At 64.0% G+C, this 18664-nt stretch carries 15 protein-coding genes; 11 read left to right on the forward strand and 4 right to left on the reverse strand.

Annotated features, from left to right (window positions below):
• The first annotated feature begins 12 nt into the window (after positions 1 to 12).
• Together pap and C2H86_RS18570 are read left to right on the forward strand one after the other, a co-directional pair.
• A complete protein-coding gene (gene pap, locus C2H86_RS18565; protein WP_159409277.1) occupies positions 13 to 1506 on the forward strand; it encodes a polyphosphate:AMP phosphotransferase in 1494 nt (497 codons plus the stop codon).
• A gap of 117 nt (positions 1507 to 1623) precedes the next feature.
• Positions 1624 to 2577 (forward strand): DMT family transporter, encoded by a 954-nt coding sequence (locus C2H86_RS18570; RefSeq protein WP_159409278.1) that lies wholly within the window; start codon positions 1624 to 1626, stop codon positions 2575 to 2577.
• A gap of 193 nt (positions 2578 to 2770) precedes the next feature.
• Here the strand turns inward: C2H86_RS18570 and C2H86_RS18575 are convergent, their stop codons facing one another.
• Complete coding sequence (locus C2H86_RS18575; RefSeq protein WP_159409279.1) at positions 2771 to 4165, reverse strand: class II fumarate hydratase; 1395 nt, start codon at positions 4163 to 4165, stop codon at positions 2771 to 2773.
• A gap of 154 nt (positions 4166 to 4319) precedes the next feature.
• Here C2H86_RS18575 and C2H86_RS18580 point away from each other — a divergent pair, with 154 nt between their 5' ends.
• The 7 genes from C2H86_RS18580 to C2H86_RS18610 all read left to right on the forward strand — a co-directional run bounded on the left by C2H86_RS18580 (position 4320) and on the right by C2H86_RS18610 (position 12092).
• A complete protein-coding gene (locus C2H86_RS18580; RefSeq protein WP_159409280.1) occupies positions 4320 to 4844 on the forward strand; it encodes a DUF2059 domain-containing protein in 525 nt (174 codons plus the stop codon).
• Between the two features lie 10 nt (positions 4845 to 4854).
• Positions 4855 to 5151, forward strand: a complete 297-nt coding sequence (locus tag C2H86_RS18585; RefSeq protein ID WP_027918171.1) for a BolA family protein — start codon at positions 4855 to 4857, stop codon at positions 5149 to 5151.
• 109 nt (positions 5152 to 5260) lie between these two features.
• Entirely contained in the window at positions 5261 to 6193 is a 933-nt protein-coding gene (locus tag C2H86_RS18590) for a rhodanese-related sulfurtransferase (protein ID WP_159409281.1), read from the forward strand.
• Positions 6194 to 6196: 3 nt separating this feature from the next.
• Positions 6197 to 6829: a DsbA family protein gene (locus C2H86_RS18595; RefSeq protein ID WP_159409282.1), complete on the forward strand. Its 633-nt coding sequence runs from the start codon at positions 6197 to 6199 to the stop codon at positions 6827 to 6829.
• Complete coding sequence (locus C2H86_RS18600; RefSeq protein WP_159409283.1) at positions 6822 to 8654, forward strand: ABC transporter ATP-binding protein; 1833 nt, start codon at positions 6822 to 6824, stop codon at positions 8652 to 8654. Before C2H86_RS18595 ends, C2H86_RS18600 begins: the two co-directional genes overlap by 8 nt.
• Positions 8655 to 8810: 156 nt before the next feature.
• Complete coding sequence (locus C2H86_RS18605) at positions 8811 to 11267, forward strand: EAL domain-containing protein (RefSeq protein WP_159409284.1); 2457 nt, start codon at positions 8811 to 8813, stop codon at positions 11265 to 11267.
• A 39-nt stretch (positions 11268 to 11306) separates the two neighbouring features.
• On the forward strand, positions 11307 to 12092 hold the full coding sequence (locus C2H86_RS18610) for a TenA family transcriptional regulator (RefSeq protein ID WP_159409285.1): 786 nt from the start codon (positions 11307 to 11309) through the stop codon (positions 12090 to 12092).
• 79 nt (positions 12093 to 12171) lie between these two features.
• Here C2H86_RS18610 and C2H86_RS18615 read toward each other — a convergent pair whose 3' ends face one another.
• The 3 genes from C2H86_RS18615 to ubiG are packed head-to-tail and all read right to left on the reverse strand — an operon-like array spanning position 12172 to position 14315.
• A complete protein-coding gene (locus C2H86_RS18615) occupies positions 12172 to 12912 on the reverse strand; it encodes a YciK family oxidoreductase (RefSeq protein ID WP_110639597.1) in 741 nt (246 codons plus the stop codon).
• A gap of 30 nt (positions 12913 to 12942) precedes the next feature.
• The gene (gene mupP, locus C2H86_RS18620) at positions 12943 to 13614 is read right to left on the reverse strand and encodes an N-acetylmuramic acid 6-phosphate phosphatase MupP (protein WP_159409286.1); all 672 of its coding nucleotides are present in this window, start codon (positions 13612 to 13614) and stop codon (positions 12943 to 12945) included.
• Positions 13615 to 13616: 2 nt separating this feature from the next.
• Positions 13617 to 14315: a bifunctional 2-polyprenyl-6-hydroxyphenol methylase/3-demethylubiquinol 3-O-methyltransferase UbiG gene (gene ubiG, locus C2H86_RS18625; protein WP_152954193.1), complete on the reverse strand. Its 699-nt coding sequence runs from the start codon at positions 14313 to 14315 to the stop codon at positions 13617 to 13619.
• 112 nt (positions 14316 to 14427) lie between these two features.
• Here ubiG and mtnA point away from each other — a divergent pair, with 112 nt between their 5' ends.
• Together mtnA and gyrA are read left to right on the forward strand one after the other, a co-directional pair.
• Entirely contained in the window at positions 14428 to 15504 is a 1077-nt protein-coding gene (gene mtnA, locus C2H86_RS18630; protein ID WP_159409287.1) for an S-methyl-5-thioribose-1-phosphate isomerase, read from the forward strand.
• Positions 15505 to 15783: 279 nt separating this feature from the next.
• Positions 15784 to 18546: a DNA gyrase subunit A gene (gene gyrA / locus C2H86_RS18635; protein WP_159409288.1), complete on the forward strand. Its 2763-nt coding sequence runs from the start codon at positions 15784 to 15786 to the stop codon at positions 18544 to 18546.
• Positions 18547 to 18664: the final 118 nt, after the last annotated feature.

Raw genomic sequence — 18664 nt, forward strand, 5'->3', positions numbered from 1 at the left:
AGGAGCCAGTGCATGTTCGAATCTGCGGAAATCGGTCACAGCATCGACAAGGAAACCTACGACGCAGAAGTCCCCGCCCTGCGCGAGGCGCTGCTGGAGGCCCAGTACGAACTCAAGCAGCAGGCGCGTTTCCCGGTGATCGTGCTGATCAATGGCGTCGAAGGCGCCGGCAAGGGCGAAACGGTCAAGCTGCTCAACGAGTGGATGGACCCGCGCATGATCGACGTGCTCACCTTCGACCAGCAGACCGACGAAGAACTGGCCCGGCCCCCGGCCTGGCGCTACTGGCGAGCGCTCCCGCCGAAAGGGCGGATGGGCGTGTTCTTCGGCAACTGGTACAGCCAGATGCTCCAGGGCCGGGTGCATGGCGTGTTCAAGGATGCCGTGCTCGACCAGGCCATTGCCGGGGCCGAGCGCCTGGAGCAGATGCTCTGCGACGAAGGCGCGCTGATCATCAAGTTCTGGTTCCACCTGTCCAAGAAGCAGATGAAGGCGCGCCTGAAATCGCTCAAGGACGACCCGTTGCACAGCTGGAAGATCAGCCCGCTGGACTGGCAGCAATCGGAAACCTACGACCGTTTCGTGCGCTTCGGCGAGCGTGTGCTGCGCCGCACCAGCCGCGACTACGCACCCTGGCATGTGGTCGAGGGTGTCGACCCGCACTACCGTAGCCTGGCCGTGGGCCGCATCCTGCTCGATAGCCTGCAGGCCGCACTCGCCGTCAACCCCAAGGGCAAGCACCAGGGCAATATCGCGCCGCTGGGTCGCAGCATCGACCAGCGCAACTTGCTGGGTGCGCTGGACATGACCCTGCGCCTGGACAAGCACGACTACCAGGAACAGCTGGTCACCGAGCAGGCCCGGCTGGCTGGCCTGCTGCGCCACAAGCATATGCGCCGGCATGCCTTGGTGGCCGCCTTCGAGGGCAATGATGCGGCTGGCAAGGGCGGGGCCATCCGCCGCGTCGCCGCCGCACTCGACCCGCGACAGTACCGGATCGTGCCGATTGCCGCGCCCACCGAGGAAGAGCGGGCGCAGCCGTACCTGTGGCGCTTCTGGCGGCACATTCCGGCGCGCGGCAAGTTCACCATCTTCGACCGCTCCTGGTACGGCCGGGTGCTGGTTGAGCGCATCGAGGGGTTCTGCACGCCAGCCGACTGGATGCGCGCCTATGGCGAAATCAACGATTTCGAGGAGCAGTTGGTCAATGCGGGCGTGGTGCTGGTCAAGTTCTGGCTGGCGATCGACCAGCAGACCCAGCTGGAGCGCTTTGAAGAGCGTGAGCAGATCCCGTTCAAGCGCTACAAGATCACCGAAGACGACTGGCGCAACCGCGACAAGTGGGACGACTACACCCAGGCCGTGGGCGACATGGTCGACCGCACCAGCAGCGAGATCGCGCCCTGGACGCTGGTCGAAGCCAACGACAAGCGCTGGGCACGGGTGAAGGTGCTGCGCACGATCAACGAGGCGCTGGAGGCGGCCTTCGCCAAGGACAAGAAATAGCCAGGCATGCCGTGAGGGAATGACCCGATGAATTTATTTCCCGGCATTTTCCTCCGGCTCGGTGCGCCAAGCCCTTAGAATTCGGTTACCCCCACCAAGGGCTAATTCGAGGACTGTATGCACACAACTTCCGGCCGTTGGGGCTACGGCCTGTTCCTGGCACTGCTGACCGCGCTGCTCTGGGGCGTCCTGCCGATCAAACTCAAGCAGGTACTGCAGGTGGTCGACCCGATGACCGTCACCTGGTACCGCCTGCTGGTCTCCGGCGGTGTGCTGTTCGCCTGGCTGGCGGCCCAGCGGCGCCTGCCTTCGCTGCGCAAGCTGGCACCCAAGGGCAGGGCCCTGATCGTGGTGGCCGTGTTCGGGCTGATGGGCAACTACGTGTTGTACCTGATCGGCCTGAACCTGCTGAGCCCTGGCACCGCCCAGCTGGTGGTGCAGATGGGGCCAGTGCTGTTGCTGGTGGCTAGCGTTCTGGTATTCAAGGAGCGCTTCAGCCTGGGGCAGGGCATCGGCCTGCTGGTGCTGCTGGGCGGTTTTGGCCTGTTCTTCAACCAGCGCCTGGAAGAGTTGCTGACTTCGCTGGGCGCATACACCACGGGGGTCCTGACCGTCCTGCTGGCCACCAGCATCTGGGTGTTCTATGCCCTGAGCCAGAAGCAGCTGCTGACGGTATGGCATTCGCAGCAGGTGATGATGGTCATCTACCTGAGCTGTGCGGCGCTGCTGACGCCTTGGGTGCATCCGCTGGAGGCGCTGCAATTGACGCCGGTGCAGGGGTGGCTGCTGCTGGCCTGTTGCCTGAACACCCTGGTGGCGTATGGCGCGTTTGCCGAGGCGCTGGCGCACTGGGAGGCATCGCGGGTGAGTGCCACGCTGGCGCTGACACCGCTGGTGACCTTTGTCGCGGTGGCGCTGGCGGCTGTGGTGTGGCCGGAATATGTGCAGGCCGAGGATATCAATACCCTGGGCTATGTGGGGGCGGTGACGGTGGTGGCGGGCTCTAGCCTGGTGGCTCTGGGGCCTTCGCTGGTGGCCGGGTGGAAGGCCAGAAGAGCGCGCCTGGCATAGGATTGCGCGTTTCAACAGGACTGTCACCGGCTTCCAGGTGTGCGCTGTACTTGTGGGAGCCGCGCTTGCCGGCGATGGGGCGCGAAGCGGCCCCACGATTTCAAGGTTGCTGCCTAAATTGCCGGGGCCGCTTTGCGGCCCATCGCCGGCAAGCGCGGCTCCCACAAGGATCGCGCCAGCTTTAAAAGCCGACTCAGCCCTTGCCGCCGGGCGCCAGCATGTTCTCCGGCCTTACCCACTGGTCGAACTGCTCATTGGTCAGGTAATTCAACTCCAGCGCCGCTTCGCGCAAGGTCTTGCCCTCGCTGTAGGCCTTCTTGGCAATCTCCGCCGCCTTGTCATAGCCAATGTGCGGGTTCAGCGCCGTCACCAGCATCAGGCCGCGCTCCAGATGCGCCGCCATCTGCTCCGCATCCGGCTCGATGCCGGCCACGCAGTGCTGCTGGAAGTTGCTGCAGCCATCGGCCAGCAGCTCGATCGACTGCAGCAAGTTGTGGATGATCACCGGCTTGAACACGTTCAGTTGCAGGTGCCCCTGGCTGGCGGCAAAGCCGATTGCCGCGTCGTTGCCCAATACCTGGCAGGCCAGCATCGACAGCGCTTCGCACTGGGTCGGGTTGACCTTGCCCGGCATGATCGAGCTGCCCGGCTCGTTGGCCGGCAGGCGTACTTCTGCCAGCCCCGCGCGCGGGCCGGAGCCGAGCAGGCGCAGGTCGTTGGCGATCTTCATCAGCGCCACTGCCAGGGTCTTAAGGGCGCCGGCCAGGCTGGTCAGCGGCTCATGGCCGGCGAGGGCGGCGAACTTGTTGGGGGCAGTGATGAAGGGCAGGCCGGAGAGGGCGGCCAGCTCGGCGGCCACGGCTTCGGCAAAGCCATGTGGGGCGTTCAGCCCGGTGCCCACGGCGGTACCGCCCTGGGCCAGCTCGCACACCGCCGGCAAGGTGGCGCGGATGGCGCGCTGGGCGTAGTCGAGCTGGGCGACGAAGGCCGACACTTCCTGGCCGAAGGTGATCGGCGTGGCGTCCATCATGTGCGTGCGGCCGGTCTTGACCAGCTTGCTGTGGCGCGCCGACAACTCGGCCAGCCCCGCCGACAGCTCGGCAATCGCCGGCAGCAGTTTGTCATGCACCGCCTGGGCGGCGGCGATGTGCATGGCGGTGGGGAAGCAGTCGTTGGAGCTCTGCGAGCGGTTGACGTGATCGTTGGGGTGCACCGGCGCCTTGCCGCCGCGGCCCTTGCCGGCCAGCTCGTTGGCGCGCCCGGCGATCACCTCGTTGACGTTCATGTTGCTTTGGGTGCCGCTGCCGGTCTGCCACACCACCAGTGGGAACTGGTCGTCGTGCTCGCCATCGAGCACTTCGTCGGCAGCCTGTTCGATCAGCCGGGCGATGTCGGCTGGCAGGTCGCCGTTGCGGTCGTTGACCCTCGCGGCGGCTTTCTTGATGAGTGCCAGGGCGTGCAGCACCGCGAGCGGCATGCGTTCCTTGCCGATGGCAAAGTTGATCAGCGAGCGCTGGGTCTGGGCGCCCCAGTAGGCGTCCTCAGGAACTTCGACCGGGCCCAGGCTGTCTGTCTCGATACGGCTCATGCTGCGTTCACTCCTTTGTCAGTCAGAATCAGCAGTTTAGGCCCTCATGCGATCGAGCGGTTCATTCGCTCGTCGTGCCACTTGAGCGCTGCGCCCCGACGGGAGCAGAATGCTCTACTCTGAGGTACCGCCTCCCCCTCCTGAAGGAAATGCAATGACCCGTCTCCGTGTCCTCTGTGCTGCCGTCGCCCTGGCCTGTGCCAGCGGCCAGGTGCTCGCTGCCACCGCCAGCCACAACGCTGCCGCCGAGAAATTCCTGACCCTGGCCCATGCCGACAAGCTGGGCACCCCGGTGTACATGCAGGTCCAGCAGATGTTCGCCCAGCGCTTCGCCCAGACCAAGGCCCCGGCCAGCAAGCAGGCAGTACTGGAGAGCTACCAGGCCAAGGCCAACGCTGCGCTGGACGGTGCCATCGGCTGGAACAAGCTGAAGCCGAAGATGGTCGACCTCTACACCCAGACCTTCACCGAGCAGGAGCTCAAGGACCTGGTCAAGTTCTACGAGTCGCCGCTGGGCAAGAAAGTCCTGACCCAGATGCCGAAAGTCACCCAGCAGTCCGCCCAGCTGACCCAGCAGAGCCTGGAGCCGGCCGTGCCGGTGGTCAACAAGCTGCTCGACGACATGACCAAGGAGCTGGACCCGAACGCTGGCAAGGCCGCCGCCCCGGCCAAGAAGTGAGTAACACCCGATGAGCATGCAGCAACGCATCGAGCAGCAACTGGCCGCGCTGGCCCCGCAACACCTTGAAGTGCTCAACGAAAGCCACATGCACAGCCGTGGCCAGGAAACCCACTACAAGGCGGTGATCGTCAGCGAGCAGTTTGCCGGGCTGAACAGCGTCAAGCGCCACCAGAAGGTCTACGCCACCATGGGTGAGCTGATGGGCGAGATCCACGCCCTGGCGATCCACACCTACACGGCCGAGGAGTGGGCCAAGGTGGGCGTGGCGCCGGCTTCGCCGGTGTGTGCTGGCGGCGGCCACTGAATCCTTTCCGGCAATCTGGTAGACTGCCCAACGCGCCGCTTGTCGGCGCGTTTTTATTTGTCATTCCGGTCCGCCCCTTACGAGGGTGACCACCTGGAGAACCGATTTCATGTCCCAAGCTATCGTCGTGGCGGCGCTGTACAAGTTCGTCACCCTGGAAGACTACGTCGAACTGCGTGAGCCACTGCTCAAGGCCATGCTCGACAACGGCGTCAAAGGCACCTTGCTGCTGGCCCATGAAGGCATCAACGGCACCGTTTCGGCCACCCGCGAAGGCATCGACGGCCTGCTCGCCTGGCTACGCAACGACCCGCGCCTGGTCGATGTCGACCACAAGGAATCCTACTGCGACGAGCAGCCCTTCTACCGCACCAAGGTCAAGCTCAAGAAAGAGATCGTCACCCTTGGCGTGCCGGGTGTCGACCCGAACCAGGCCGTCGGCACCTATGTCGAGCCCAAGGACTGGAACGCCCTGATCAGTGACCCGGAAGTGCTGCTGATCGACACCCGCAACGACTACGAAGTGGCCATCGGCACCTTCAAGGGCGCCATCGACCCGAAGACCGAGACCTTCCGCGAGTTCCCCGAGTACATCAAGGCCAACTTCGACCCGAGCAAGCACAAGAAGGTCGCGATGTTCTGCACCGGTGGCATCCGTTGCGAAAAAGCTTCCAGCTACATGCTCGGTGAAGGCTTCGAGGAGGTCTATCATCTTAAGGGTGGCGTCCTGAAATACTTCGAGGAAGTGCCTCAGGAAGAAAGCCTCTGGGACGGCGACTGTTTCGTCTTCGACAACCGCGTCACGGTGCGCCATGACCTGAGCGAAGGCGAGTACGACCAGTGCCATGCCTGCCGCCACCCGGTCGATGCCAAGGACCGCGAGTCCGAGCACTATTCGCCAGGCGTGAGCTGCCCGCATTGCTGGGACACCCTGAGCGAAAAGACCCGGCGCAGCGCCATCGACCGACAGAAGCAGATCGAGCTGGCCAAGGCCCGCAACCAGCCACACCCGATTGGTTACAACTACAAAGCTGAGGCTTGAGCCATGACCGCCCGCCTGATCTATGTGATGGATCCGATGTGCTCCTGGTGCTGGGGGTTCGCGCCAGTGGCCGCGGCGCTGATCGCACAGGCCGCCGAGGCGGGCGTCAGCACGCGGCTGGTGCCGGGCGGCCTGCGCAGCGGCGGCAGCGCGCTGGACGGCTCGACCCGCAAGTACATCCTCGAGCACTGGCAGGCGGTGGCCGAAGCCACCGGGCAGCCGTTCCGTTTCGAAGGCGCCATGCCTGATGGCTTCGTCTACGACACCGAACCGGCCTGTCGCGCCCTGGTCACTGCCCGCGAGCTGGACGCCGAGCGTGTCTGGCCGCTGCTGGCGCTGATCCAGCGTTCGTTCTACGAGCAGGGCGTGGATGTCACCCGCGCCCCGCAACTGGTCGAGCTGGCCGAACAGGCCGGCTTCGACCGCGAGCGCTTCGCCCAGCAGTTCGCCAGCCATGACATCCGCGCTGCCACCAGCGCGGACTTCAGCTGGGTGCAGGACCTCGGCATCGCCGGCTTCCCGACCCTGCTGGCCGAGCGCAACGGCCAACTGGCGTTGCTGACCAACGGCTATCAGCCGCTGGACAGCCTGCAACCCCTGCTTGGCCGCTGGCTGCAGCAGGCCGTCTGTGCTTGATCTGCCAGGGTCGCCAGACCCTGTGCCAGGGAAGCCCGCCGCTGTGTCCGATCGCCTGAGCTGGGCGGAAATCCGCCGCCTGGCCCTGCATCACAAGAAAAACCTCTGGACCGCCAACCTGGTCGCCGTACTGGCGGCCTGTTGCAGCGTGCCGATTCCGCTGCTGCTGCCGTTGCTGGTCGACGAAGTGCTGTTGGGCCACGGCGACGCCGCGCTGAAATGGATGAACCACTTGCTGCCGAGCAGCTGGCAAGTGGCGGCCGGCTACATCGGCCTGATGCTGGCGGCCACGCTGTGCCTGCGCCTGGCGGCACTGGCCTTCAACGTGGTGCAGGCCAAGCTGTTCGCCGGGTTGGCCAAGGACATCGTCTACCGCCTGCGCATTCGCCTGATCGAGCGCCTCAAGCGCATCTCGCTCAAGGAATACGAAAGCCTCGGCAGCGGCACCGTGACCACGCACCTGGTCACCGACCTGGACACCCTCGACAAGTTCGTCGGCGAGACCCTCAGCCGCTTCCTGGTGGCCATGCTGACCCTCACCGGCACGGCGGCGATCCTGATCTGGATGCACTGGCAGCTGGCATTGCTGATCCTGTTGTTCAACCCGCTGGTGATCTACTTCACCGTGCAGTTGGGCAAGCGCGTCAAGCACCTGAAGAAACTCGAGAACGACAGCACTTCGCGCTTTACCCAGGCGCTGTCGGAAACCCTGGATGCCATCCAGGAAATCCGTGCCGGCAACCGCCAGGGCTACTTCCTCGGCCGCCTCGGCCTGCGGGCCCGTGAAGTGCGCGACTATGCCGTGGAATCGCAATGGAAGAGCGATGCCAGTGGCCGTGCCAGTGGCCTGCTGTTCCAGTTCGGTATCGATATTTTCCGTGCGGCAGCGATGCTGACCGTCCTGTTCTCCGACCTGTCGATCGGCCAGATGCTGGCAGTGTTCAGTTACCTGTGGTTCATGATCGGCCCGGTAGAGCAACTGCTGAACCTGCAATATGCCTACTACGCCGCCGGCGGCGCGCTGAGCCGGCTCAACGAGCTGCTGTCGCGGGCCGACGAACCGCAGTACCCGGCCGCCAGCGACCCGTTCGCCGGCCGCGAGACGGTGGGTATCGAGGTGCGCGACCTGCGCTTCGCCTATGCCGATGAGCCGGTGCTGGACCAGTTGAACCTGGTCATTGCCCCCGGTGAGAAAGTAGCCATTGTCGGTGCCAGCGGTGGCGGCAAGAGCACCCTGGTGCAGCTGCTGCTGGGCTTGTACAGCGCGCAGGCCGGGACCATCCGCTTTGGCGGTGCCAGCCTGCAGGAAATCGGCCTTGAGACCTTGCGCGAGAACGTCGCAGTGGTGCTGCAGCACCCCTCGCTGTTCAACGACAGCGTGCGCGCCAACCTGACCATGGGGCGCGAATGCACCGACGAGGCCTGCTGGCAGGCACTGCGTATTGCCCAGTTGGACGCCACCATCGCCGCCTTGCCGCAAGGGCTGGACAGCGTGGTCGGCCGCTCGGGGGTGCGCCTGTCCGGTGGGCAGCGTCAGCGCCTGGCAATTGCCCGTATGGTGCTGGCCGAACCCAAGGTGGTCATTCTCGATGAGGCCACCTCGGCGCTGGATGCCGCCACCGAGTACAACCTGCACCAGGCACTGGCGCGCTTCCTCAGTGGCCGGACCACGCTGATCATTGCCCACCGCTTGTCGGCGGTGAAGCAGGCCGACCGCGTGCTGGTATTCGACGGCGGCCATGTGGCCGAGGATGGCGACCATCAGCAGCTGATCGCCGAGGGTGGGTTATATGCCAAGTTGTACGGGCATTTGCAGCAGACCTGACGGCTTGGGTTTTGTAGTGGGGCGCTGGATCTCCCAGGCGCCGACCATTCTGCGGCGAACGCCCCTCAAAATTCCCCTCCATGTAGATGGCAAATGGCCTACGCTGTGCTTGTCTGGGTTGATTCGAAGTCTTATCTGCTCTGCGACAGGGACTAAATGAAGGGAAATCGCACTCAAGAAGCGCCAAGGTTGGTAGGTATCATCTGGCCCTTCATCGCCGTTGTTGTATTCCAGGTATTGCTGGGCAGCCTCAGCCTTTATGCATTGTCGGCGGTCCGTGCCTACGTGGCCGGTGAAAGCCTGTGGTCCAAGGCGCAGAAAGACGCCATCTATTACCTCAACCTGTATGCCGATGACCGCGACGAGCGCACCTATCAGCGCTATCGCCAGGCCATTACCGTGCCCGAGGGCGACCACGAGCTGCGTGAATTGCTGGACCAGGCCAGCCCGGACCTGGAAGGCGCCCGCCGGGCCGTGCTGCAGGGTGGCAACCACCCGGACGATGTTGACCGGATCATCTGGTTCTACCGCAATTTCCGCCAGGTCAGCTACATGCAGACGGCGATCGACTACTGGAACATCGGCGATGACTACCTGATCAAGCTCGATGTGCTGGCCAGCGAAATGCACGCGAGTATCGCCGCAGGCCAGGTCGACGCCACCCAGCTCAAGGATTGGAAGAGCCGCATCGTTGCCATCAACGAAGGCGTCACGCCCGCAGCCAAGGCCTTCAGCGATGCCTTGGGTGAGGGCTCGCGAATGCTCCTGCGGGTGCTGCTGGTCACCAACCTGCTGACCGCACTGTTCCTCATTACCATTGCCTGGCGTCGCTCGAGCAAGCTGCTGGCCCAGCGCCAGGCCTTCGCCAGTGCCCTGCGGGAGGAGAAAGAGCGGGCGCAGATCACCCTCGAGTCGATTGGCGACGCGGTGATCACCGCCGATGTCGAGGGCAATATCGTCTACATGAACCCCGCTGCCGAGCAGCTGACCCACTGGCAGTCCGGCCAGGCGCAGGGCCTGCCGCTGGGGGCGCTGTTCAGCCTGCTCGACGAGGAGGAGCAGGGCGAAGGCTGCACCTTGGTCGAGCAGGTACTCAATGGCAGCCTCAAGGGCGGCGCCGAGCACTCCCGGCTGATCCAGCGCCTGGATGGCAGTACGGTGTCGGTCAACCTGGTCGGCTCGCCGATCGTCAATAACGACCAGCTGGCCGGTATCGTGCTGGTGCTGCACGACATGACCCAGGAGCGGCAGTACATCGCCAACCTGTCCTGGCAGGCCACCCATGATGCCCTGACCGGCCTGGCTAACCGCCGTGAATTCGAGTATCGCCTGGAGCAGGCACTCAATGGCCTGGTGCGCCAAGCCGGGCGGCATTCGTTGATGTTCCTCGACCTCGACCAGTTCAAGCTGGTCAACGACACCTGCGGCCATGCTGCCGGTGACGAGCTGCTCAGGCACATCTGTGCGGTGTTGCAGTCGGGGCTGCGTGAAGGCGATACACTCGCGCGCCTGGGTGGCGATGAATTTGGTGTGCTGCTGGAAAACTGCCCGGCCGACCAGGCCGAGCGCATCGGCGAGAACCTGCGCCAGGCCGTGCAGAGCCTGCACTTCGTGTGGAAGGGCAGGCCGTTCGTGACCACCGTCAGTATCGGCCTGGTGCATATGGCGCAGGCGCCGGGTACGCTGGAGGCTTCGTTGCGGGCTGCCGACATGGCCTGCTACATGGCCAAGGAAAAGGGCCGTAACCGGGTCCAGGTGTACCATGCCGACGACAGCGAGCTGTCCATGCGCTTTGGTGAAATGGCCTGGATCCAGCGCCTGCATGTGGCCCTGGAGGAAAACCGCTTCTGCCTCTATTGCCAGGAAATCGCCGCGTTGAAGGCCATCGAGGGCCCAGGCCATATCGAGATCTTGCTGCGCCTGCACGACGAAAGCGGTCGCACCATCCTGCCGGACAGCTTCATTCCGGCCGCCGAGCGCTATGGCCTGATGACGGCGCTGGACCGCTGGGTGGTGCGCAGCGTATTCGAGGTCATCCGCCAATGCCTGGACGAGGGGCGGGACGGGCCACTGGCGATGTGCGCGATCAACCTTTCGGGCACCAGCATCGGCGACGATAAGTTCCTCGAGTACCTGCAGCGGTTGTTCGTCGAATACGCCATTCCACCGCGCATGATCTGTTTCGAGATCACTGAGACCAGTGCCATTGCCAACCTCGGCAGTGCCATCCGCTTCATCAATGAATTGAAGGGGCTGGGTTGCAAGTTCTCCCTGGACGACTTCTGTGCCGGGATGTCGTCATTCGCCTATTTGAAACATTTACCCGTCGACTTCTTGAAGATCGACGGAAGTTTTGTCAAAGATATGCTCGACGACCCGGTTAACCGTGCCATGGTCGAGGTGATCAATCACATCGGCCACGTCATGGGCAAGCGGACCATCGCCGAGTTCGTCGAAACACCGTTGATAGAGCAGGCCTTGCAGGAGATCGGCGTGGATTACGCCCAGGGCTATCTGATTGAACGGCCACAGGTGTTCACCTGTGACAGTCTGCAGCGCCAACGGATTGCTGCGCGGCCCTTGTTGCATCGGGCGCCAGGTACATTTCGCTGAAAACACGTCCGCAAAATCACAAGGATCAAGGAGCTGAAAGTGATTGATGCATTCGTACGTATCGGGCCCTTGATGGACCCGGCCAGTTACCCCCAGTGGGCCCAGCAACTCATCGAGGATTGCCGTGAGAGCAAGCGCCGGGTGGTCGAACACGAGTTCTATCAGCGCCTGCGTGATGGCGAGCTGCGCCAGTCGACCATTCGCCAGTACCTGATCGGTGGCTGGCCGGTGGTCGAGCAGTTTTCCCTGTACATGGCCCACAACCTGACCAAGACCCGCTATGCCCGCCATCCTGGTGAGGACATGGCGCGGCGCTGGCTGATGCGCAACATCCGCGTCGAGCTCAACCATGCCGACTACTGGGTGAACTGGTGCCATGCCCATGGCGTGCACCTGCACGACCTGCAGGCGCAGGATGTGCCGCCAGAACTGAATGGGCTGAACGACTGGTGCTGGCGGGTCTGCACCACCGAGTCGCTGGCGATTGCCATGGCGGCGACCAACTATGCGATCGAGGGGGCGACCGGTGAGTGGTCAGCGGTGGTGTGCGCCGAGGACACCTATGCCATGGGTTTCCCGGAGGATGTACGCAAGCGTGCGATGAAGTGGCTGAAGATGCATGCCCAGTACGATGATGCGCACCCGTGGGAGGCGCTGGAGATCATCTGCACGCTGGCGGGCGAGAACCCGACCCTGGGGCTGCGCAACGAGCTGCGCAAGGCGATCTGCAAGAGTTATGACTGCATGTACCTGTTCCTGGAGCGGTGCATGCAACTGGAAGGGCGCCAGCAAGGGCGCATGCGCCCGGCCTTGGCCGCCGGCTGAAACCTGTTCCGGCCCCTTCGCGGGCAAGCTGTAGGAGCGGGCTTGCCCCGCGAAGAGGCCGGAACAGGCAATGGAAGGCTTATTGGGCGTTGAGCGCCTGCCCATTCACGTCTTTGCTATCCGGCCCCATCAGGTACAGATAGACCGGCATGATCTCTTCCGGCAGCGGATTGTTCTGCGGGTTTTCGCTCGGGTACGCCTGGGCACGCATCGCCGTGCGCGTGGCGCCCGGGTTGATGCTGTTGGAGCGCACCGGCGCCACGCCCTCCAGCTCGTCGGCGAGGGTCTGCATCAGCCCTTCGGTGGCGAACTTCGACACCCCGTAGGCCCCCCAGTACGCCCGGCCCTTGCGCCCGACGCTGCTGGAGGTGAACACCACCGAGGCGTCCTCCGACAACTTGAGCAGCGGCAGGAGGGTGCTGGTGAGCATGAAGGTGGCGTCGACGTTGATGTGCATCACCCGCATGAAATTGTCGCCCGACAGCTGCTCCAGGGGCGTGCGCGGGCCGATGATCGAGGCGTTGTTGAGCAAGCCGTCGAGGCGTCCGAACTGTTCCTCGATCATCACTGCCAGCTCGTCGTACTGATGGGGCAGGGCGGTTTCCAGGTTGAACGGGATCACCACTGGCTGCGGGTGGCCGGCGGCCTCGATCTGGTCGTAGACCTCGTTGAGGTTGGCTTCGGTCTTGCCCAGCAGCAGCACGGTGGCGCCCAGGGCGGCATAGGCCTTGGCGGCAGCGGCGCCGATGCCGCGGCCGGCACCGGTGACCAGGATGACGCGGCCAGCGAGCAGGCCGGGGCGGGCGGTGTAGTCGAACATGTCAGGTGTCCTTGTAGGGCCTGGGGGAGATCAGCAGCCGCACAGGGCGCTGTCGATCACCTTGCGCAGTTCCAGCGGGTGGTCCACCACCACATCTGCGCCCCAGTTGTTCGGGTTGTCCTCTGGATGAATATAGCCGTAGCGCACCGCGGCCGTGCGGGTGCCGGCATCGCGGCCAGACTCGATGTCGCGCAGGTCGTCGCCGACGAACAGCACGCTGGCCGGGTCCAGGTCCAGGGTCTTGCAGGCGAGGATCAGCGGCTCAGGGTCGGGCTTGCTGTTCTTCACGTGGTCCGGGCAGATCAGCAGTGCCGAACGCTTGGCTAGGCCCAGCTGCTGCATGATCGGTTCAGCGAAGCGCACTGGCTTGTTGGTCACCACGCCCCACAGCAGGTTGCCCTTTTCGATGTCGGCCAGCAGCTCGCCCATGCCGTCGAACAGCTTGCTGTGCACGGCACAGTCGCGCTGGTAGCGCTCGAGGAATTCCAGGCGCAGGGCCTCGAAGCCTTCGGCCTCGGGGTCCATGGCGAAGGTTGCGGCAACCATGGCGCGGGCGCCGCCGGAGATCACGTCGCGGATCAGCTGGTCATCGATGGCCGGCAGGCCGCGCTCGGCGAGCATGGCCTGGCAGATGGCGATGAAGTCCGGCGCCGTGTCGAGCAGGGTGCCGTCCATGTCGAAGAGTACTGCTCGCAAACGCATGCTCATTCCTCGCGCAGGGTCTGGATCATGTAGTTGACGTCAACGTCGCTGCTCAGCTTGTAGTGCTTGGTCAGCGGGTTGTAGGTCAAGCCGATGATGTCCTTGACGGCAAGGCCGGCGACACGGCTCCAGGCGCCCAGCTCGGACGGGCGGATGAACTTCTTGAAGTCGTGGGTGCCGCGCGGCAGCATCTTCAGGATGTATTCAGCGCCGACGATGGCCAGCAGGTAGGCCTTGGGGTTGCGGTTGATGGTCGAGAAGAACACCTGGCCACCAGGCTTGACCATGCGGTAGCAGGCGCGGATCACCGAGGACGGGTCGGGCACGTGCTCGAGCATCTCCAGGCAGGTGACCACGTCGAACTGCTCGGGCATCTCTTCAGCCAGGGCTTCGGCGGTGATCTGCCGGTATTCGACCTCGACGCCCGACTCCAGCTGGTGCAACTGGGCAACGGCCAGTGGCGCCTCGCCCATGTCGATGCCGGTGACGGTGGCGCCGCGCAAGGCCATGGCCTCGCTGAGGATGCCGCCGCCGCAGCCGACGTCAAGCACCTTCTTGCCCGCCAGGCCGACGCGCTCATCGATCCAGTTGACGCGCAGCGGGTTGATGTCGTGCAGCGGCTTGAACTCGCTTTCACGGTCCCACCAGCGGTGGGCCAAGGCTTCGAACTTGGCGATTTCGGCGTGGTCGACGTTGCTCATTGAACAATCCTCTGGAACTTGCACTTCAAATGGGGCGCAGTATACCCGAGCGTCTGCGGCCGAGGGTCGCTATAATCGTCGGCTTTTGATATCCGAACGACGGGGAGAGGCGATGCGCGAGCGACTTTTGGCGGCGGAGAAGGTGACCGGGATGCGCTGGCAAGGCGGCGTCCTGCACTTGCTCGATCAGCGCCTGCTGCCGTCGGAAGAACGCTGGCTGACCTGCGACAATGTCGCGCAGGTGGCGGCGGCGATTCGCGACATGGCCGTGCGTGGCGCCGCTGCCATTGGCATTGCTGCAGCCTATGGGCTGGTGCTGGCCCTGGAAGAGCGCCTGGCCCAGGGCGGCGACTGGGAAATGGACCTGGAGGAGGACTTCCTCAGCCTGGCCGAAGCCCGGCCCACTGCAGCCAACCTGTTCTGGGCGCTGAACCGCATGCGCGAGCGCCTGTTGCGTGTGCGAGGCGAAGAAGACGTGCTGGCCGTGCTGGAAGCCGAAGCGATTGCCATCCATGAAAGTGACCGCGAAGCCAACCTGACCATGGCCCAGCATGGCATCGAGCTGATCCGTCGCCATCAGGGCAACGAGCAGACCTTGCTGACCTACGGCAACGCCGGCGCCCTGGCCAGCGGTGGTATCGGTACGGCCCTGGGGGTGATTCGCGCCGGTTATCTGGAGGGAATGGTCGAGCGTGTGTATGCCGGTGAGACCCGCCCTTGGCTGCAGGGTTCGCGCCTGACGGCCTGGGAGCTGGCCAACGAGGGCATCCCGGTGACCCTGTGCGCTGACTCGGCGCTGGCCCACCTGATGAAGACCAAGGGGATCACCTGGGTGGTGGTCGGCGCCGACTGCATCGCCGCCAATGGTGATGTGGCGAGCAAGATCGGCACCTATCAGCTGGCCGTCAGTGCCATGCACCATGGCGTGCGCTTCATGGTGGTGGCGTCGAGCACCAGCATCGACCTCAACCTGGCTACTGGCGAGGACATTCCGCTGGAAGAGCGTGAGGCCGATGAGCTGCTGGACTACGCCGGCACCCGCGTGGCGCCGCAGGTCGAGGCATTCAACCCGGTGTTCGACGTGACCCCGGCCGACCTGGTCGACGTGATCGTCACCGAGCGCGGCATCGTCGAGCGACCGGATACCGCCAAGCTGGCCCAGCTGATGTGTCGCAAGCGGTTGCATTGATCAAAGCGTAGGGCGGGGGATTTTCAGCGCCGGTGAGATCGAGGCGCCACTAAACACAAGGCGAGCACCCCAGTGCCGTATCTCCCCACCGCCCCGCCTTTGTGATAACATCCGGCAGTTTCCAAGACCGCCCACGAAGGCGGCCTTCATTGCGCAGATCCATGCAACAACTCATTGATTTGTCGTAAGTCGTCGCACCCCTATGCGCTGCGGCGGCGAGCTTCGTTCGGCCCTTGATGGAGCTGCGAAGTTTCACCAGAAAAAGGAATCAGGCTTCTCATGGGCGAACTGGCCAAAGAAATCCTCCCGGTCAATATCGAAGACGAACTGAGACAGTCTTACCTCGACTACGCGATGAGCGTGATTGTCGGGCGAGCGCTGCCCGATGCGCGTGATGGCTTGAAGCCCGTGCATCGTCGCGTTCTCTATGCGATGAGCGAACTGGGCAACGACTGGAACAAGCCGTACAAGAAATCCGCCCGTGTGGTCGGTGACGTGATCGGTAAGTACCACCCGCACGGCGACACTGCGGTCTACGACACCATCGTGCGTATGGCCCAGCCATTCTCGCTGCGCTACCTGCTGGTCGACGGTCAGGGCAACTTCGGTTCGGTCGACGGCGACAACGCCGCGGCCATGCGATACACCGAAGTGCGCATGACCAAGCTGGCCCACGAGCTGCTGGCCGACCTGCACAAAGAGACGGTCGACTGGGTGCCCAACTACGATGGCACCGAGCAGATCCCGGCGGTCATGCCGACCCGTATCCCCAACCTGCTGGTCAACGGTTCCAGCGGTATCGCCGTGGGCATGGCGACCAACATCCCGCCGCACAACCTCGGTGAAGTCATCGACGGTTGTCTGGCGCTGATCGACAACCCTGAAGTCACCATCGATGAACTGATGCAGTTCATCCCGGGGCCGGACTTCCCGACTGCCGGTATCATCAACGGCCGCCAGGGCATCATCGAGGCCTACCGCACCGGCCGTGGCCGCATCTACATGCGCGCCCGTTCCGAGATCGAAGACATCGACAAGGTCGGTGGCCGCCAGCAGATCGTCGTCACCGAGCTGCCGTACCAGCTGAACAAGGCCCGTCTGATCGAGAAGATCGCCGAGCTGGTCAAAGAGAAGAAGATCGAAGGCATCACCGAGCTGCGCGACGAGTCCGACAAGGACGGCATGCGCATCGTCATCGAGCTGCGCCGCGGCGAGGTGCCGGAGGTGGTGCTCAACAACCTCTACCAGCAGACCCAGCTGCAGAGCGTGTTCGGTATCAACGTGGTTGCCCTGGTCGACGGTCGCCCGCGCCTGCTCAACCTCAAGGACCTGCTCGAAGCGTTCGTCCGTCACCGCCGCGAAGTGGTGACCCGCCGTACCGTGTTCGAGCTGCGCAAGGCCCGCGAGCGTGGCCACATCCTTGAAGGCCAGGCGGTCGCGCTGTCCAACATCGACCCGGTCATCGCCCTGATCAAGGCCTCGCCGACGCCGTCCGAAGCTAAGGAAGCCCTGGTTTCCACACCGTGGGAATCCAGCGCCGTGCAGGTCATGGTCGAGCGCGCTGGCGCCGACTCCTGCCGCCCTGAAGACCTGCCGGAGCAGTACGGCCTGCGTGAAGGCAAGTATTACCTTTCGCCGGAGCAGGCCCAGGCCATCCTCGACCTGCGCCTGCACCGCCTGACCGGCCTGGAGCACGAGAAGCTGCTGGCCGAGTACCAGGAGATCCTGGAGCAGATCGGCGAGCTGATCCGCATCCTCAGCAGCGCCCAGCGCCTGATGGAAGTGATCCGCGAAGAGCTCGAAGCGATCCGTGCCGAGTACGGCGATGCGCGTCGCACCGAAATCCTCAATGCCACCCACGACCTCAACTACGGCGACATGATCCCGGAAGAAGAGCGCGTGGTGACCATTTCCCACGGTGGTTATGCCAAGACCCAGCCATTGTCCGCTTACCAGGCCCAGCGCCGTGGCGGCAAGGGCAAGTCGGCTACCGGCGTGAAGGACGAGGACTACATCGAGCACCTGCTGGTCGCCAACAGCCATGCCACGCTGCTGCTGTTCTCCAGCAAGGGCAAGGTGTACTGGAAGAAAACCTACGAGATCCCTGAAGCGTCCCGTGCTGCCCGTGGTCGCCCGCTGGTCAACCTGCTGCCGCTGGAGGAGGGTGAGCGCATCACCGCCATGCTGCAGATCGACCTCGAAGCGCTGCAGCAGAACGCCGACCTCGACGAAGAGCTGGAAGAGGCTGACGACACCGTGCTCGAAGGTGAGCTGGTGGAGGCCGAGGAAGTTGACGAAGAAGACGGCGACACCCCTGAATGGGTGGCAGAGCCGACTGGCGCGTACATCTTCATGGCCACCGCCTCGGGTACCGTCAAGAAGACCCCGCTGGTGCAGTTCGCCCGTCCGCGCTCCAACGGCCTGATCGCCCTGAAGCTGAAGGAAGGCGATACCTTGATTGCCGCGGCCATCACTGATGGCGCCAAGGAAGTCATGATGTTCTCCGACGCCGGCAAGGTGATCCGCTTCGCCGAGAGCGTGGTCCGTGAAATGGGCCGTACCGCTCGTGGTGTGCGCGGTATGAAGCTGGGCAAAGGTCAGCAGATCATCTCGATGCTGATCCCGGAGTCCGGCGCACAGATCCTCACCGCTTCCGAGCGTGGTTTTGGCAAGCGCACCCCGCTGTCCAAGTTCCCGCGTCGCGGCCGTGGTGGCCAGGGCGTGATCGCCATGGGCACCAAGGGGCGCAACGGTCTGCTGATCGGCGCCATTCAGGTGCAGGATGGCGAGGAGATCATGTTGATTTCCGACCAGGGCACGCTGGTGCGTACCCGGGTTGGCGAGGTGTCCAGCCTGAGCAGGAATACTCAGGGCGTGACCCTGATCAAGCTGGCTGCCGATGAAACGCTGGTGGGCCTGGAGCGTATCCAGGAGCCATCCGAGGACGAGCTCGATGATGTGATCGAGACGGACGAGGAGGGCGTCGAGGCCGATGCGCCGGATGATGAAGCTGCAGGCGCCGAAGAGGCACCGCAGGAATAAGCAAGCGTAAACCCGAGCGGGGCGACCAAGGTCGCCCCGTTTGACTGTGTAGGAGCGAGCGTAGCTCGCGATGCAGGCACCATGGTTCCTGCAGGGTATGTAGCAAGCGAATTAAGTT

This window comes from Pseudomonas putida (assembly GCF_009883635.2).
Lineage (GTDB): Bacteria > Pseudomonadota > Gammaproteobacteria > Pseudomonadales > Pseudomonadaceae > Aquipseudomonas > Aquipseudomonas putida_W.

What these genes read in the sequence shown, in the direction of transcription:
- C2H86_RS18575 (WP_159409279.1), bottom strand. Translation starts at nt 4,165, where the DNA reads ATGAGCCGTATCGAGACAGACAGCCTGGGCCCGGTCGAAGTTCCTGAG.
- mupP (WP_159409286.1), bottom strand. Translation starts at nt 13,614, where the DNA reads ATGCGTTTGCGAGCAGTACTCTTCGACATGGACGGCACCCTGCTCGAC.
- C2H86_RS18615 (WP_110639597.1), bottom strand. Translation starts at nt 12,912, where the DNA reads ATGTTCGACTACACCGCCCGCCCCGGCCTGCTCGCTGGCCGCGTCATC.
- mtnA (WP_159409287.1), top strand. Translation starts at nt 14,428, where the DNA reads ATGCGCGAGCGACTTTTGGCGGCGGAGAAGGTGACCGGGATGCGCTGG.
- C2H86_RS18580 (WP_159409280.1), top strand. Translation starts at nt 4,320, where the DNA reads ATGACCCGTCTCCGTGTCCTCTGTGCTGCCGTCGCCCTGGCCTGTGCC.
- C2H86_RS18605 (WP_159409284.1), top strand. Translation starts at nt 8,811, where the DNA reads ATGAAGGGAAATCGCACTCAAGAAGCGCCAAGGTTGGTAGGTATCATC.
- ubiG (WP_152954193.1), bottom strand. Translation starts at nt 14,315, where the DNA reads ATGAGCAACGTCGACCACGCCGAAATCGCCAAGTTCGAAGCCTTGGCC.
- gyrA (WP_159409288.1), top strand. Translation starts at nt 15,784, where the DNA reads ATGGGCGAACTGGCCAAAGAAATCCTCCCGGTCAATATCGAAGACGAA.
- C2H86_RS18595 (WP_159409282.1), top strand. Translation starts at nt 6,197, where the DNA reads ATGACCGCCCGCCTGATCTATGTGATGGATCCGATGTGCTCCTGGTGC.
- C2H86_RS18585 (WP_027918171.1), top strand. Translation starts at nt 4,855, where the DNA reads ATGAGCATGCAGCAACGCATCGAGCAGCAACTGGCCGCGCTGGCCCCG.
- C2H86_RS18590 (WP_159409281.1), top strand. Translation starts at nt 5,261, where the DNA reads ATGTCCCAAGCTATCGTCGTGGCGGCGCTGTACAAGTTCGTCACCCTG.
- C2H86_RS18570 (WP_159409278.1), top strand. Translation starts at nt 1,624, where the DNA reads ATGCACACAACTTCCGGCCGTTGGGGCTACGGCCTGTTCCTGGCACTG.
- pap (WP_159409277.1), top strand. Translation starts at nt 13, where the DNA reads ATGTTCGAATCTGCGGAAATCGGTCACAGCATCGACAAGGAAACCTAC.